11 protein-coding genes are annotated in these 16127 nt (G+C 42.8%); 9 read left to right on the top strand and 2 right to left on the bottom strand.

The window, feature by feature from the left end:
• The first annotated feature begins 14 nt into the window (after positions 1-14).
• From AN619_RS06245 to mntA, 8 genes are all read left to right on the top strand, one after another.
• Positions 15-3263: a lantibiotic dehydratase gene (locus AN619_RS06245; RefSeq protein ID WP_068555842.1), complete on the top strand. Its 3249-nt coding sequence runs from the start codon at positions 15-17 to the stop codon at positions 3261-3263.
• Positions 3247-5100, top strand: coding sequence for an ABC transporter ATP-binding protein (locus AN619_RS06250; protein ID WP_068555844.1), 1854 nt, complete (start codon positions 3247-3249; stop codon positions 5098-5100). Before AN619_RS06245 ends, AN619_RS06250 begins: the two co-directional genes overlap by 17 nt.
• 45 nt (positions 5101-5145) lie before the next feature.
• On the top strand, positions 5146-6495 hold the full coding sequence (locus AN619_RS06255; RefSeq protein ID WP_068555846.1) for a lanthionine synthetase C family protein: 1350 nt from the start codon (positions 5146-5148) through the stop codon (positions 6493-6495).
• Between the two features lie 216 nt (positions 6496-6711).
• Positions 6712-8451 (top strand): phospho-sugar mutase, encoded by a 1740-nt coding sequence (locus tag AN619_RS06260; protein ID WP_068555847.1) that lies wholly within the window; start codon positions 6712-6714, stop codon positions 8449-8451.
• A gap of 84 nt (positions 8452-8535) precedes the next feature.
• Positions 8536-8970, top strand: a complete 435-nt coding sequence (locus AN619_RS06265) for a coiled-coil domain-containing protein (RefSeq protein WP_068555848.1) — start codon at positions 8536-8538, stop codon at positions 8968-8970.
• A gap of 124 nt (positions 8971-9094) precedes the next feature.
• Positions 9095-10267 (top strand): hypothetical protein, encoded by a 1173-nt coding sequence (locus AN619_RS06270; RefSeq protein WP_068555849.1) that lies wholly within the window; start codon positions 9095-9097, stop codon positions 10265-10267.
• A 77-nt stretch (positions 10268-10344) separates the two neighbouring features.
• Positions 10345-11283: an AEC family transporter gene (locus AN619_RS06275; RefSeq protein ID WP_068555851.1), complete on the top strand. Its 939-nt coding sequence runs from the start codon at positions 10345-10347 to the stop codon at positions 11281-11283.
• Between the two features lie 148 nt (positions 11284-11431).
• A complete protein-coding gene (gene mntA / locus AN619_RS06280) occupies positions 11432-11854 on the top strand; it encodes a type VII toxin-antitoxin system MntA family adenylyltransferase antitoxin (protein ID WP_068555853.1) in 423 nt (140 codons plus the stop codon).
• A 28-nt stretch (positions 11855-11882) separates the two neighbouring features.
• On the opposite strand, the gene yyaC is transcribed toward mntA, so the two are convergent.
• The gene (yyaC, locus tag AN619_RS06285; protein ID WP_068555855.1) at positions 11883-12425 is read right to left on the bottom strand and encodes a spore protease YyaC; all 543 of its coding nucleotides are present in this window, start codon (positions 12423-12425) and stop codon (positions 11883-11885) included.
• A gap of 179 nt (positions 12426-12604) precedes the next feature.
• On the opposite strand from yyaC, the gene AN619_RS06290 reads away from it, so the two are divergent.
• Positions 12605-13102, top strand: a complete 498-nt coding sequence (locus tag AN619_RS06290; RefSeq protein WP_068555856.1) for a hypothetical protein — start codon at positions 12605-12607, stop codon at positions 13100-13102.
• Between the two features lie 179 nt (positions 13103-13281).
• On the opposite strand, the gene AN619_RS06295 is transcribed toward AN619_RS06290, so the two are convergent.
• Complete coding sequence (locus AN619_RS06295) at positions 13282-16107, bottom strand: phosphodiester glycosidase family protein (RefSeq protein WP_157064931.1); 2826 nt, start codon at positions 16105-16107, stop codon at positions 13282-13284.
• Between the last annotated feature and the right edge of the window lie 20 nt (positions 16108-16127).

Here is a 16127-nt window from a genome sequence, read left to right on the forward strand (position 1 = left end):
GAAGGGTTTAGAATATGATGGAAAAGTTTCTGAGGGATCCTCAAGATATGCAGCCTCCACTGTTTCAACCATTGGATTTTGCCATGTTAAGAACACCGGTTTTGCCGGCGGAAGCCTATCAGAAAATGTTTACGGTCAGCCGTGAAAAAGACAGTGATACACAATGTGCCGATACCGAAGCCATTCTTTTTGAAATGTCTGGAGATCCTTTCATTCGGGAGGCAATCGCAGTTTCCAGCCAATCTTTATTGGAAGCTTTGAATCGATGGGAAACCACAGAAGACAGCAGAAAACAGGAACAAACCTTAAGTTCTTTTTTGAAATATATGATCAGAATGTCCACAAGGACAACGCCTTTCGGATTATTTTCTGGAGTTGCTCTTGCCCGATTCAGTGATAAGACAGATGTTGAAATTGAGGGTTTTGTCCATCACAGAAAACGCGCACGGCCTGATATGGAATGGCTAATGGCAGTGATGAAAAAATTTGAAAGGCGCAAGGAAGTATTGGAAAAGTTAAAAGTAACCGCCAATACAATGATGATGTATGTGGGAAATCGTGCGGAAATTCCATATATTACGAAATACGGACAGCAATCCCTTGGTAAAGATTATCATATGGAGAGCATATCTATTCGGGCAACACCTCCTGTAAAATATGTTCTTGAGATGGCTCAAGAACCCGTTCCATATGGGGAAATCATTGATTCTTTGATAAAAAAATATCCTGATACACCGGAGGAAAAAATTAGAAATCTGGTATGGCAGCTATTAGAAAAAGAATTTATTATATCGGAACTGCGTCCTCCTTTAACTATTACCAAACCGTTTGAATATTTCATAGAAAAACTTTCGGATCTAAAGGGAACTGATGAAGAAGTGGCTAAGCTGATTGAAATAAAGGAACTGATAGATCAATACAATGACACTGAATTAGGGAAAGGGGAAGCCATCTATTTAGAAATTATTAAAAAGATGAAAGAACTAGCCCGGACAAAAAATTTTGTGCAAGTAGACTTGCGTTTACATAAGAAAAGGGCATATTTACATAAAAGGGTGGCAACAGATTTAGCACAGGCAGCCGAATGCCTGTGGCGATTGGCATCAGAAAATATCAATCTGCCCCATCTGGAAGAATATAGAATGGATTTTATTGAGAAATATGGTTTTTACAGGGAAATCCCTGTATTGGAGCTGTTAAATCCCGATACAGGCTTAGGACCGCCTGCATTGTACGAATATCCCAAAAGCAGAAAAAGTTTAAAAAGAGAAATCATTAAAATGAATTCTATCAATCAATTTATTTTCAAGGAAATTCTTTTGGCTGTCCAGAATAAAACCTTTGAGATATGCATTACACCTGAAATTTTAGAAAAAATTGAACCGGTAAAACCGGAAACAAAATATGCTCCCCTTTCCCTGGAGCTCAATGCCATTATTGCTGCACCTTCGGCAGAGGAAATTGACAAAGGAAATTATAAAATTTATATCGGGCCCAATATCGGCTCCCCTGGGGCAGGCAAATCCTTTGGAAGATTTATTGATATCTTGGGAGAAGATATTCATGAAAAACTTTCTCAAATAAGCCGGTTGGAAAAAGAATATTGCCATGATGACGCAGTTTTTGCAGAATTGGTCTATACGCCCAGTGCCGGAAGGGTAGCAAACGTTGTGATCACTGAAAATAAAAGGGATTATGAGATCGTGTTATCCACCAACTCCTCCAAAGGGCCTAAAGAAACGCTGAAACTCTCGGATTTGGTAGTAGGGGCAGACAGTGAAAGGTTTTACTTGAAATCAAAATCTTTGAACAAAGAGGTCATAGTCACAACCGGGCATATGTTAAATGTATCGGGGGCGCCCAATGTATATCGCTTTCTTAGGGAGATTTCCATGGATGGCAAGCGGGATTGGACCCAGATGGCATGGAGAAATGCCTTTGAATTGTTTCCTTTCATACCAAGGATTCGATATGGAAATGTCATCATATTTCCTGCCCAATGGAAGTTGTCATGGGAAATACTGGATTTGTCCAAGGGATGTGTTTTTGAAAAATTTGAAAAGACGATGCAGGAATGGAAAAAGAAATGGAATGTTCCCCGGTTTATCTATTATACGATTGCTGATAACAGGCTGTTATTTGATTTGGAACATCCCCTGCATATCAAAGAATTATACAATCAAATGAAAAAAGAAACAAACGGCAATGTATTATACATTACTGAAGCAGAATGCGGTTTCCATGAAAATTGGGTACAAGGATCCGAGGGGAAATATTTTGCGGAATTTGTCGTTCCTTTTGTTTTGGCTGACCCTCCCCTCAGAGAATCAAAAAATATCCATAAGGATATAGACAGGAAGAAGAGCATGATTTCTTCTATGGATAGTCAAAGAGTGATGCTTCCGGGGAGTGAATGGTTGTTTCTGAAGTTGTATGGCAATAGTGAAAGAGAAGAAGAATTGATTGCTTTTGAAATGAGAAACTTTTGCACAGACGCAATCGCGAAAGGATATTGCAATCAATATTTTTTTACAAGATATGCCGATCCCGAACAACATATTCGGCTGCGATTTCATGGCGATCCTAAAAATTTATATGGTGCATTGATGTCTGAATTGCATTTATGGCTGCTGCAGCTAAAAAAAGATGGCCTTCTGTCCAGGGCATGCATCGATACATATGAAAGAGAAATCGAGCGATATGGAGGCCCCAATACCATTGTTCCGGCGGAAGAGGTATTTTATTATGACAGCATTTATACCGGGGATTTGCTTTATTTATATCGAACGAATCAGCTTGATTTGGATATAGAAACAATTGCAGTAATCAACATTATTGATTTGATGGAAAAATGGGGTTTCACTTATTCTGAACAGCTTGAATGGTTTAACAGGCGCATCCCTCGCAATGAATGCAAAGAAGAGTATCGCAAAGAGAGGAAAAAATTAATTCAATGGGCAAATTCATATAATCATTGGGAAAATCTTTGCAATAGCAGGAATGGCATACAGATTTGTCAAATGTTAAATCAACGGGGAAAAAGTATCATGGAGCTTGCTGAGAAGGTCAGGCGGGAACAAATACAAAAAAATTTGTATAATTCAGAGGAAGATATTATAGCAAGCATTATGCATATGCACTGCAATCGGCTGATAGGGATCAATCGCCAACGGGAGAAACAAATCATGGCATTTGCCAGGCATACTTTGCATGATCTAAAATATTTTAAGGAGAATTTAGAAAAACATGAAAGAGCAATCTGATTACCAGACAGTAAATATGAAAAATATTATCCATACGTTTAAGTATTGGCCTTGCATATTTCGTCTGTTGTGGAAATCCGACAGCAAAAGGCTGATGGCGATTATATTTTTGACTGTTTTGTCAGGGATTATGCCAATGATGACTCTCATTGCCTCGCAAAATTTGATAAATGCTGTTGTGATTCATATGAATCAGAAGTTTGACTATATACTTAGGGCTTTTCTCTTTTTGGTGGTTGTTTCTTTATTTTCTGAGGTTATCCAAGCTGTCAGAGGCCACCACGAAATGTTGTTTCGAAATATCCTGCAGCACCAGATCAATGTATCCATTATGGATAAGGCAATCCATCTGCAGTTGGAAGATTTTGAAAATGCCGAAGTATATGACAAATTGCAACGGGCTCAGAATGAAGCCAACTACAGGCCCTATCAAGTATTTTCATCTATTCTTGGGGTATTGGGAGGCGTCGTAACATTTCTATCGGCGGCAGCCGTTTTGTTGTCATGGAGATGGTGGGTAGTTTGTATTCTGTTATTTATTCCTCTGATTTCATCGATTTATTTTGTTAAAATAGGACAACATGAATTCTGGATACAGTGGGTTAGAGCACCAAGATATCGAAAATCTTGGTATTTGAATTTTCTGCTTACCCGGGATACGGCTTTTAAAGAAATTAAACTGTTTAATTTAGGAAAACATTTATTGGAGAAATATAAAAAAATCAATACAGAGTTCATTCAAGAGGATAAGCGGCTTTTAAAAAGAAGGACAATCCTCACCTTGGTATTTCAAACTTTGAATCAGTTTGCCGGTGATATGATAGTTTTAATGATATTATGGTCTGCATTTCATGGAGAAATTTTGGTGGGAAGTGTCGTAGCTTATATCAGGGCAGTTTCTCTAACCCAGTCCCATTCCCAGGGGATATTAAGTTCAATATTTTCAATATACCAGAACAATCTATATATCAAACAATTATTTGAATTTCTTGAACTACCCTTGAGAAAACCTTTGGATGTTGAAACAGAAAAAACACCGGGAAAGATCCATACCATAGAATTTCGCAATGTATCTTTTCGATATCCAGGGACAGAGGACTATGTTTTAAAAAATGTCAGTTTTACCATTCATGAAAATGAGATAATTGCTTTAGTAGGAAAGAATGGTTCGGGGAAAACAACCCTTGTAAAATTATTAACAAAACTATATCCATTGGATGAAGGTGATATTTTCATTAATGGCATCTCCATCAATGAACTGAATACCTATGAGTTAAGAGAACGTATAGGGGTAGTTTTTCAAGATTTTGTACGCTATGAATTGACCATGAAGGAAAATATCGGGTTTGGGAATTTGAAATACTTAGATAACAATGAAAAGTTGATGGCATCTGCCGAATTGACCGGGCTTTTTGATATTATCGAAAAAATGCCCAAAAAGCTCGATACCCAGTTAGGGAAATGGTTTGAAGAAGGATATCAGCTTTCGGGAGGTCAGTGGCAGAAAACAGCTTTGGCAAGGGCTTTTGTAAGGGATGCAGATGTATATATTTTGGATGAGCCCAGTGCAGCCTTAGATCCCCTTGCTGAAAGTGAAATGTTTCAAAAGTTTTTTGAATTGACCAATCAAAAAATCGGACTCTTTATTTCCCATAGATTTTGTACTGTAAAGCACGCAAAAAAAATTATTGTTTTGGATAAAGGGCAGATCGTGGAACGGGGAAACCATGAAGAATTGATCAAGGCAAATGGTTTATATGCTTCTCTTTATAATGTTCAAGCCCGGCTGTGGAAGGAAATAGATTTCCCCATGCAATACCATAAAAGAGAAGCATAAAAGGATAGGGCTGTGCATTGCAATCTGGTGATATGGAGGAACAACATGGAGAGATTCACAATAGAAGATAAAAAAATTACAGATATTGTTAAATGTATAGGGAATCGAATGAGGGATCCTGATCAGGTACGATATGTCGCAACTTCTGATAAAAATCAAGTAAAAATAGAGGGAAAGCTGCATCAGTTGTGGCATGATACCAGCTTATCCCATGGGTATCCGGGAATTTGCCTGTTGTTTGGAGAAATGAGCGAACATTTTCAGGATGAAAATTGGGATCAAGTAGGCCATGAGTACATGATAAAAATTCAACAGGCAATTGCAGAACAAGGAATTCACGTATTGTCCCTGTTTGGAGGATTGTCCGGCATAGGAATGGCAGCCTTTGTATTATCCAAGAACGGAACAAGGTATAGAAAGTTTCTTTCCCAAATTAACAGATGGTTGATAGATACATTGCCTATGCATCTAAAATTTTTAAAAGAAAAACAAGGGGGACCGGCCATGGGAGATTATGATGTCATCCAAGGGCTGTCAGGCATAGGCAGATACTTGTTATTTTTTAAAGATGTACCGGAGATGCATAACTTGCTGACGGATATATTGAAATACATGGTAAATTTGACGAGGGATGTTGAAGTTGCAGGACAATGGGTACCCGGTTGGTATATTTCCGTGGAAAATCAATTTTTAGAGTCTGACAAGCGATTATATCCGAAAGGAAATTTCAATTGTGGGTTAGCCCATGGAATACCGGGTCCCCTGGCATTTCTTTCTTTGGCTTTGCTGAAGGGGGTAGAGGTGGAGGAACAACAAGGGGCCATGAAGAAAATCAGTGAATGGCTGATGGCCAGAAAATACCGGGACAGATATGGTATTTTCTGGCCGGGACGCATCTCTTTTGAGGATTATGTTGCGGGAACGATGACGGAACAAGGAACCCGCACGGCTTGGTGCTATGGTTCGCCGGGCGTATTACGAAGCCTATGGCTGGCGGGGACAGCCTTAAATCATAAAGACTATCAAGAGCTTTCCGTTGCAGCGGTAGATCGCATATTTGCTGAACCGGAAGAAAACTGGGGTCTTTTTTCCCCTACTTTTTGCCATGGTTTTGCAGGTTTGCTGCATATTACGCAATTGATGTATCTGGATACAGGACATATTCGATTTAAGGAATACAGGAATCGAGTATTGCAAAAAATAGTGGAGATGTATGATCCTTCTGCCGCTTTTGGATTCTATAACATTGACAGCCAGGATCCTCTACACACGGGAGAGATGACAAAAATGAACAATCCTGGTCTTTTAGACGGGGTTACTGGAACTGCTTTAGCGATTTTAGCTGTAGCAAGACCTGTGAAAACAAACTGGGATGCGGTGTTTTTAATCAATTAAGCAGCAAAAATCTCTATAGCCCTCGTGCAGGTGTAGATTCAATAGTATCTGTTGTTTTCAAAATCAAATGAAATTGTTTCATTTGATAGGAAGGCGGCAGATTTTATATTAACAAAATACAGGCATGTTTGCCCTGCCACAGATATATAATGTTACGTAGGGGGCATGCCCCATGGGGGATGTCGCCCGATCTCAAAAGGGTAGGGGGAAATACATATGGATTACAGGCAAAAATATAATCAATGGATAGCGAGCCAATACTTTGATGAAGAAATCAAGGGGGAACTGAAAAGCATAGAAAATAACGAAAAGGAGATCGAAGATCGGTTCTACAAGGATCTGGAGTTCGGCACGGGGGGGCTCCGCGGCATTATCGGTGCGGGGACCAACCGCATGAATCTCTATACGGTCCGCAGGGCCACCCAAGGGTTCGCCCGTTATCTGCTGAAAGAAACGGAAAATGCAAAGGACAGGGGTGTGGTCATTGCCTATGACTCTCGGCACAAATCCCCTGCCTTTGCCGAAGAGGCGGCCCGGGTCCTTGCCGGCAACGGTATCAAAGTCTACCTGTTTGAATCTTTAAGGACGACACCGGAACTCTCCTTTGCCGTCAGGGAACTGGGCTGTGCAGGGGGGATTGTCATCACGGCCAGCCACAATCCCCCGGAATACAACGGCTATAAGGTCTATGGAGAGGACGGGGGACAAATCGTACCTGACGAAGCAGAAAAAATTATTGCAGCAATCCAAAAGATAGAGGATTACGACCGCGTAAAAACCATGGATCGAGAAGAGGCTTTATCGAAGGGATTATTGGTCATCATCGGGGAAGGGATAGATAGGAAGTATATAGATCGGGTAAAGGGCCTGGCTCTCCGGAGGGAAATGATTGCAGCCATGGGCAAGGAGTTAAAGATTGTATATACGCCCTTGCATGGTACGGGCAGTATGCCCATCCGAAGGGTATTGGAAGAACTGGGATTTGAAAAGGTCTGGACTGTGCCGGAGCAGGAGGTGCCCGATCCCGATTTTTCCACGGTAAAATCTCCCAACCCTGAGGAGCATGAAGCCTTTACCTTGGCCTTGGCGTTAGCCGAAAAAGTAGGAGCAGATGTGGTGATCGGCACGGATCCGGACTGCGATCGGGTAGGAGTAATGACAAAGAATGATAAAGGGAAGTACCAAGTACTGACGGGAAATCAGACAGGGGCTCTTCTTGTGGACTATATCCTTTCTGCTATGAAAGAAAAAGGGGAGATTCCCGAGAAGGGTGTAGTGATCAAAACCATTGTCACCGGTAGGATGGGAGAGGTCATTGCCAAAGGCTACGGGGTAGATACGTTGGATACACTGACGGGATTTAAATTCATTGGCCAAAAGATCAAAGAATTTGAAAGCACTGGGGAGAAAAAATTTATCTTTGGCTATGAAGAAAGCTACGGCTATTTGACGGGGACCTTTGTCCGGGATAAGGATGCAATCATCGCCTCCATGCTGATCTGTGAAATGGCTGCCTACTATCAATCAAGGGGGATGACCCTCTATGATGCCCTCATGGCTTTATTTCAAAAATACGGCTATTATTGGGAAGGGGTGGAATTCATTGCCCTCAAAGGAAGGAAAGGAATGGAAAAGATCCGAAAAATCCTTGAACATTTTAGGGGAAATCCACCTCGATCCATTGGGAATCGCAGGGTGCATGTGATCAAGGATTATGAAAGGGGAAAAGGGATAGATGTGCTGACAGGGAAAGAAGAGATGTTAACCTTGCCTTTGGCCGATGTACTGCATTTTACCTTGGAAGATGGATCGTGGTTCTGCATACGCCCTTCTGGTACGGAGCCCAAGGTAAAAGTTTATTTTTCTGTGGTGGGAGCGAGTGCAGATGACGCCCATGAAAAGTTGGAAACACTAAAAAATGAAGTGATGGACAGGATAAAGCAAAAGATTGAATAAAGTTTATTTTTTCCCAAAAGAGTGGTATAATAAATACACCATCATGGGACGGCATCGGGGAACAAAAGAACGGGGGGTATGGTCATGGATCAGGAATTAAAGGATACCCTGCATTTGATTGTGGGTATGATCGAGGACGTGGGGAAGAAAGTAGACAATTTGGAGAAAAAAGTAGACAACTTGGAGAAAAAAGTAGACAATTTGGAGAAAAAGGTAGACCGCTTGGAAGAGCGAATGGATCGCCTTGAGGAGCGAATGGATCGCCTTGAGGAGCGAATGGATCGCCTTGAGGAGCGGATGGATCGCCTTGAGGAGCGAATGGATCGTCTTGAGGAGCGAATGGATCACCTTGAGGAGCGGATGGATCGTCTGGAAGAACGAGTGGAGCGTTTGGAAGAGGACGTGGAAGGCATCAAGGAAGAGCAGGCCAAGATGAATGAAAAGTTTGATGCTGTCATATCCATGTGGAGCGACCATGAGGTTTTTATCCGACAGTTGAAGAAAAAGAAAATTATATAAAAAGGGAAAAATAAAGCAACGGGAAAACTTTAAGAAAACCCCCGTTGTTTTATTCGTTTCCTATGAAATATAATAAAGTATAGAAGTCAAAAAAGTTTTTCACAGAATCGTAAAGGAGAGAGAGATGGCAAAAAGAAAATTTGAAGTGATTCAAGGGAAAAAACGAAGGAATTATACGCTGGCCCATAAATTTATAGAGGCCCATGCAACCAATACTCGATTGATGGGTGTTATAGGCTTGAGAATCAAATGGGAAACAGAAGCAGAAGAAGCATTTTATCAGTTTTTCCATCTGGATGGAGAGGAATTCGGCTTAGATGATTATATCAGTATCTTGGCCGGCAGCAGGGAAAGGGTCGAGATTACGACTGCCAGGATGATGGGAGGACTGGGGGGAGAACTGATCTCCTTGAACGAGAGGGAAGCAAGGCATCTTGTCAAAACATTTGCTGCGAAAAACCGAGATTTTGGCGAGGAACTGCCGGAACCCCTGTCGGAATACCAGTTTATACTGGAGGAAGAAATGGCTTTATCCGATGAGGAACAGCAAAGACTTTGGGATAAAATATGCGAACCCATTGTATCGCCGGTGCAACTCATCAATTATTACATCATGCGGGCCGTGGGAAATGACAGGGAGGCCATGGCATATTTATGCTGTGATCCGACAATGGAATATACGCCGGTAAAGAGGCCTTCCACCCTGCTGAAAAATGTCATTGAGAAGACGGACAGTGGTGATGCCGTTGCCTACATTGCAGAATCCTTAATAGATACAGGAAACGCTTATAAGATGATTCTTACGGAAATCCATGTGACAGAAAGGGAGGGCCGTTGGCGGGTTTGCAGGGCAGAGGTCCGATCTGTCATGAATATTACAGGCACAGAAGCTGCCTTTGCTTTAAGCAAGGATGAATATATTACTGTCTATCATGTGAAAAATTTCAGGGAGCTCATGCGACGGCTGGAGCGGGAAAAACCCCATGCCATGGTACATCCCTATGAAGTGGGGCTCCTGTATACAGAATTCTATCCCCATAATGAACATGTAAAAAAATCTGTGTATTATCTTAATGATGATATGTATGGGGTCTACTACATCACGGAAGGAAGCCAGTTTTTGGCGGCCGCTTACAGCAAGCAAGGCATCAGAGAACTGGAAAGATATTTTCAAGGGTATACAGCCGATGGATTGTTGGAATTGGAGGAAAGATTTCATTTGGACCGTCCCCTTCTCTATGAGTTTGTCAACAGTGGCTATGATAATTTCTATGATTTTCTGGAAGATGGGCAATAAACCCATTTTCCAGATGAACGGTGACAGGGAGAGGAAAATAAGGCTTTGAAATATGTGCCATGGAAGGGGGATAACCATTGGAAACATTGAATCAAATTTTGATCTTATTTTTGCTTTTAATTATCGGCTATATGAGCAAAAAGTTTCGTGTGATCAGCAATGATATGAATCATGATCTCAGCAGCTTTGTTCTGAATGTGGCGTTGCCTGCTTTAATTATTACGTCTCTCGGCAGTTTTGAATTTTCTAAAGAAATGCTCATAAAAAGCGGCAATTTATTTATGATCTCCTGGGGGGTATATGCCCTGTCCATTGCCGTATCCTATGGTATTCCAAGGATATTGAAGGCGGAAGGGACCGATCGGGATATCTTCCAGTTCATGATTGTATTTTCCAATGTGGGATTTATGGGATATCCTGTGGTCAATGCCGTTTTTGGGGAAAAGGGGGTATTTTATGCAGCCCTTTACAATCTTCCTTTTAATATTCTCCTCTGGAGTTTTGGGGTCATGGTGCTAAGCAGACCTGCCATGGAGAAAGGGAAGCCGGTGTTGGATCGAAGAGGGAGCCTTCTGATCCGACAGCTCTTCAATCCGGGACTGGTTGCCGTGTTTATCGGTTTTGCCATGTTTATGATGTCCTTTCGACTGCCTGGGCCTATTTTCAAGACACTGAAAATGGTAGGGGATGTGACGACGCCCATGTCTATGGTTTTTATCGGGTCTATCCTGGCCGATATCCATGTAAAGGAGATATTTTCCAATGTCAACATTTTTATTGTCAGCGCCGTACGATTGGTTATTGTACCGATGCTGGTATGGCTCATCTTAAAGCAGTTCCCGCTGGATGAAATCATGGTGGGAATTCCCGTAGTCATTGCAGCTATGCCCGTGGCAGCCAATTGTGCCATTCTGGCCACCCGATATGGCAATGACTATTATCTGGCCTCCCAGGCCGTATTTATCTCCACCATGCTTTCCATGATCACCATACCCCTGATCGTGGCGTTGTTGTAGGACAAGAAAAGCTTATCGTGAATTTGGTGGAAGGATGTGCTGCATCACAAAAAAGTTAATCAATTTATAGAAAATATTGCATGAGGAAAGATGGGCATTGGTTTTGCAAGGTGTGGAATTTAGAGCTCAGATAACAGGAGAGATGATCATGGAGAAAGAATTGCTTGAGCAGTGTAAAGAATATTTGGTGACAGAGGAAAATATTATCTTTGCCTATGTTTTCGGTTCCTATGCAAGGGGAGAATGGACTTCCTTGAGCGATATAGATTTTGCCATATACTGGACAGGAAAAGATATAAGTCCGTCTACCTATCTAAATTTGAAGAGAACGTTGATGGATATATGCAAGACAGAAGTGGATTTGGTTTTACTCAATGACGCTTCTCCCTTAGTGAAAAAAGAGATTTTTGCAGAGGGAATCCGGCTTTTTTCTAGGAATGAAGTATTGGAAAGCAATTTCATCGTTCATTCCATCTTTGAATACGAGGATATGAAAAAGTATTATGAATTATCCTATAAAACAATGATAGAATATATCCGAAAGGAGGTCGACTCCGGTGGTAAAGGTTGAAGTGGTTCATAAAAAATTTTTGTAGTTGCTAAGACAAATAGGTGGCCAGCATGAAGGCATCGGCAATGATCCGTGCCATTTTCATGACAAGGCTTAGTCGGATGTTGTGGATGGCAAAGCAGTCATCGTGATGGATTTTGTCAACAATACCTACAACCGATAGATTGCCAATACTGGGCAACTTCTTTCCTACGCCTTTGCCGGGAGAGATGGGGCCCTTTTTTATGTGAATGTTGCCGATACATTCCGCTGCACCGAGGCATGCATCCACGGCAAGAAAAAAGCCTTGGGGATGCTGGGCGCAGATAGTATCAATGCTTTCTTTCAGATTGACTGCATGGACGGGATGGTCCAGGGTCCCGTAAATGGGATACCGGAAGCCCCTGTCTTTGAGGAGAGTACCTGTCAGGGGGCCAAGGGCATCGCCAATGCACCGGTCGGTGCCGATGCAGACGAGGACCATATCCTTGGTGAGGTGATCCTTCAGATATTTTGCTAAGACCTCAACGGCATTTTCATCGGTATAGTGTACACGAACTTCGTATAGATGCTTCCAGGAATGATAGGACAAAGCAACGCACCTCCTTCTATAGGGAATATATATACGGTGCCCTCGAAAATTATGACAGGAAGGAAAAAGGAGAAAGGGAAAAGAGGAAGTGGAAAGCGAATCATTGATTTTATATGCATAAAAGGGATCAACCGATATCATACTAATAGAAAAATAGGATGTAGGGTGGTATCGGTAGGATGGAACTGAAAAAGAGACACCATGAGCGCATGATTCTTGTTTTGACATTGATTACAGTGCTGGGGATATGGAACATGAGTCCGACAAAGGGAGGTTTTTTGCCGGCATGGGATACAGGATCTCCATCGGATGGGGGTTTGGAGACAAGACCTTTCGTAGGAATAAGCATGAACCTTTATTCTGACGACATCCTCCATCCGGATCAAGAAGGACCCAGACATGAAATGGTGTTGGATGATAGGACTTTAGAAAGATTTATTTATATATACCATCATAAAATCAAAGGGAATGCAGGAGAAATCCGTCTGCCCGTGGAGATAAAGGAAGAAATCAGATATGTTTTAGAAAATATGGGAACGATCAATACGACCCGGTTAAAAGAGGTTTTGCAGCAGGAGGCCCATGGGGAGACAATTCGGCAAGTGAAGGCAATCTTGGAAGAAAATTTGTTTGACAGAGAACTGCAATACTTGGATGAACTTATCCTGCAGAAATAGATGAAGACAAAGCAATAGAATGTTCATAAACCCTTGAGATTTCGGCTTCGTCGCGAATCAGCAAGCCCCTTTTTTCCTTATTGTTTATTTTAGAAAAGCGGCGCAGGTCTGAACAGGAAGCCAAATCTCAAGGGTTTGTCTGTAAAAAATAGATGAAGATGGAGAAACTCCATCTTCATCTATTTTGTGTACATGGGCAGGATTTCATAGGTAACTTTATCTTCATTGACGGTGAAAACCATGTAGGTCAACTGGGTAAAAATATCAATTTCATTATGAAGGGGATAATCCTTCAGGGTAACATAACGTATGCCGTTTTGGGGCGTAACGGTGAAATCTGTTCCTCCGCCGGTGAGCACCCAAACATCGGCATTGTTGTCCTTCTTTACTTTTTCCAATGTATCTTTCAAAAGTTTTTCCTCTAAAGGATCAGTGAAAGACAAGGGTTTTGGCAACAGCACAAAGATCTGTTTTGCATCGGTATTTTTGATGGTATTGATGAACCAAGGCCATTGCTGCCCATTGCTTTCCCGCAGGCTGCCCTTTCGATTATCCAGTTGAATGAATACACTGTTGTTATGCTTGGTGGCTGTGTAGCTGCCATCGGCCAGAAGCACAGATTTTTTCAGGGAATCCTTTAAAGAAGGGTCAATGGATTCTGTAAATATGTTCAATTCTGCGCCGTCATTGGCCAATGCCGCCATTTTTCCCACTGCCAGTTTGTCCAGCAAAGTGTCGATCCCGCTGACTTTGCCATGGGCAAAGAAACGGAAGGAGTTTTTCCCTTTTAAAGGAGCCTGTGTATTTCTTTGGTCTTTCACAGAGGCTTGAGGAACGGCACCGTCAAAGGCGGAAGGATAGAAAACGGTCAATCCGTCCATATAAATTCTGCCTGTATCCTTGGCCAGGGGATTGGTTTCCACAATATAGATCCGCTCAAGGATGACAGGAACTTTCAAAGTAGGGGGAATAGGAGCCTCCACGTATTTCCAGCCGCTCCAGTCGATGGCGGCAGCCAAGGTGATGTTATGGACAGAACCATCAGCCCCTACCAGTTTGGCCTTCAGACTGTGTCCCCCCCCTTCATTGCCGTAAACCCAAAGGCCAATTTTTGTTGGCGGTTTATCGAAGGAGATGCCACCGTTGTTGAATACCAGATAGGCCGCCCTTGTGGCATCGGTGCTTGTAAAGTCATAGGTCAGCAGACCTGAAAAATTTCCGGATTTGGGGAAAGGGGCCAATTGATAGCTTCCCGTTACTTCTGCCGGATAGGATAGGAAGCTTCCGTTAGGATTTTCAAAATCATCCACCAAGATTTCATTGGATCCCACAACCACCTGTGCATAGGCCTCTAAGCCTTGGAAGGTTGCCTTGATCAGGCCGGAGGCATTTTTGGAAGCTGCTTTGAAATAACCCCTTGGATCGATGGAACCTAAGCTTGGAGGCACCTCAAAGACAACCTCCTTAGGATCGATAGAAGCACTGTATCCGTCAGCGTCTGTTCCTTTGATTGTTATTGGTCTTTCTCCATTTTTATCGATAAAAAGCTTTCCGGGGGATAATTGCAAGGATACGGGAGCCGCCAAAACATTCATTTCGAAAGTAGCGTATTTGCCCTCATATTCTGCGGCAATGACTGCTTTGCCGGCAGTGGAAGGTTTGAAGGTATTTCCCGCAAAGGTACCCTTGACACCGGTGACATGCCACCGGATACGGCTGTAGTCTACAGCCAGAGGGTTATAGTTTTGGTCATAGGCTTTGACTTCCAGTTGTCTGGATGTACCGGAAAAAACATTGGCATCTTGGGCTTGCAGCTTGATTCCCCTGATGGCGGCCTTGGGCGCTGTGTTGAGGACACCGATACCATTCATCAATCTTCTCTCGCTGCCGTCAGAGAGATGGTTGACAATTCTCTTATTTTCTTCACCCAAGGGACGCAGGACCATTTCTGTGGAGCCGCCCCCATCCAAATTGATGGCCTGGTGGGCACCCAAGGAGATCATGATTTCGGCCAATTCCCGCTGGGTGACCCCTGTATAGGAAGCACTCCTGCCGTCGATGGTGACAAAGAGCACTTCTTTATTATCCTTGGAAATACCGATGGCTGTTCTGGGATGATTTCCCTTGATTTCATGGGAGAAGGCGGGAGGGATGGTTCCGTCCTTTACCAAAAGAGCACCGCCGCCCATGGCCAGGGAAAGGGAGCGAAAGTCCGGGTTGGCAGCCATGGTCAGCTCCACCTCATCGCCGACGGCAAAGCTGTTCTGAATCAGTGCTGCAAAGGAGCCGGTGGCAAATACCACAGACCCGTTCTTGGGAATCACGGTGCCATCCTTGGCATTTAGGATTTCCTTTACTGCGTTGTTCTCAATGACCATCTCCACGGCGCCGGAAAGGCTGGGACTCAAAGGAGGGGTCTTTTCTCCCCATACCGGTGTAAACAGAATGGCCGTATCTCCGTAGTCGGATTCCTTGTTTACGGATCCCATGGGGAGAACCGTCTGAGAACGCTTATTTGTCAGCTGTACCAGTGCATGTTCCCAATAGCCCACAGCAGGCATGCCTTCTTTGGTCTGGTGGAAGACAGCCATTTGGTTGGGTATATAGAAAGGTGTAGAAATCAACTCTCCGTTTTTTACCATGGGACCTAGGGTAGCGGAGCCCTTTGTATTGAAAAAGTCACCGTTGATTGCGCCGACAATCCGGCTATTTTGATTTGCCAGTTCCGACAACTTGGCCTTGTTTCCAAGACCATTTTGATTGAACAGCACCTCTAAAGAGGTAAATTCATCCCCTAAATGAATGCGCATCACATGAACATTCAACCATCCTTTATCGGTAAAACGCAGGAGTTGCTCATGTTTTACACCCGTTGCTATGTACTCTTCCTTTTTCTCTTCATAGAGAGACTGGGTCCAGTCTCCATGGACAGGAGTCAGGGAACTTACGGCCGTCAGGGAAATTGCCAAAGCCGATGAAACAATCCACTTTTTCCATCTTTGCATATCTGTTGCTCCTTTCTGAA

It is taken from the genome of Thermotalea metallivorans, assembly GCF_001562415.1.
Classification (GTDB): Bacteria; Bacillota; Clostridia; order Peptostreptococcales; family Thermotaleaceae; genus Thermotalea; species Thermotalea metallivorans.

Excerpts from the sequence above, each read along its gene's own strand:
- AN619_RS06245 (WP_068555842.1), top strand. The coding sequence starts at position 15 with ATGATGGAAAAGTTTCTGAGGGATCCTCAAGATATGCAGCCTCCACTG.
- AN619_RS06250 (WP_068555844.1), top strand. The coding sequence starts at position 3,247 with ATGAAAGAGCAATCTGATTACCAGACAGTAAATATGAAAAATATTATC.
- AN619_RS06255 (WP_068555846.1), top strand. The coding sequence starts at position 5,146 with ATGGAGAGATTCACAATAGAAGATAAAAAAATTACAGATATTGTTAAA.
- AN619_RS06260 (WP_068555847.1), top strand. The coding sequence starts at position 6,712 with ATGGATTACAGGCAAAAATATAATCAATGGATAGCGAGCCAATACTTT.
- AN619_RS06265 (WP_068555848.1), top strand. The coding sequence starts at position 8,536 with ATGGATCAGGAATTAAAGGATACCCTGCATTTGATTGTGGGTATGATC.
- AN619_RS06270 (WP_068555849.1), top strand. The coding sequence starts at position 9,095 with ATGGCAAAAAGAAAATTTGAAGTGATTCAAGGGAAAAAACGAAGGAAT.
- mntA (WP_068555853.1), top strand. The coding sequence starts at position 11,432 with ATGGAGAAAGAATTGCTTGAGCAGTGTAAAGAATATTTGGTGACAGAG.
- AN619_RS06290 (WP_068555856.1), top strand. The coding sequence starts at position 12,605 with ATGGAACTGAAAAAGAGACACCATGAGCGCATGATTCTTGTTTTGACA.
- AN619_RS06295 (WP_157064931.1), bottom strand. The coding sequence starts at position 16,107 with ATGCAAAGATGGAAAAAGTGGATTGTTTCATCGGCTTTGGCAATTTCC.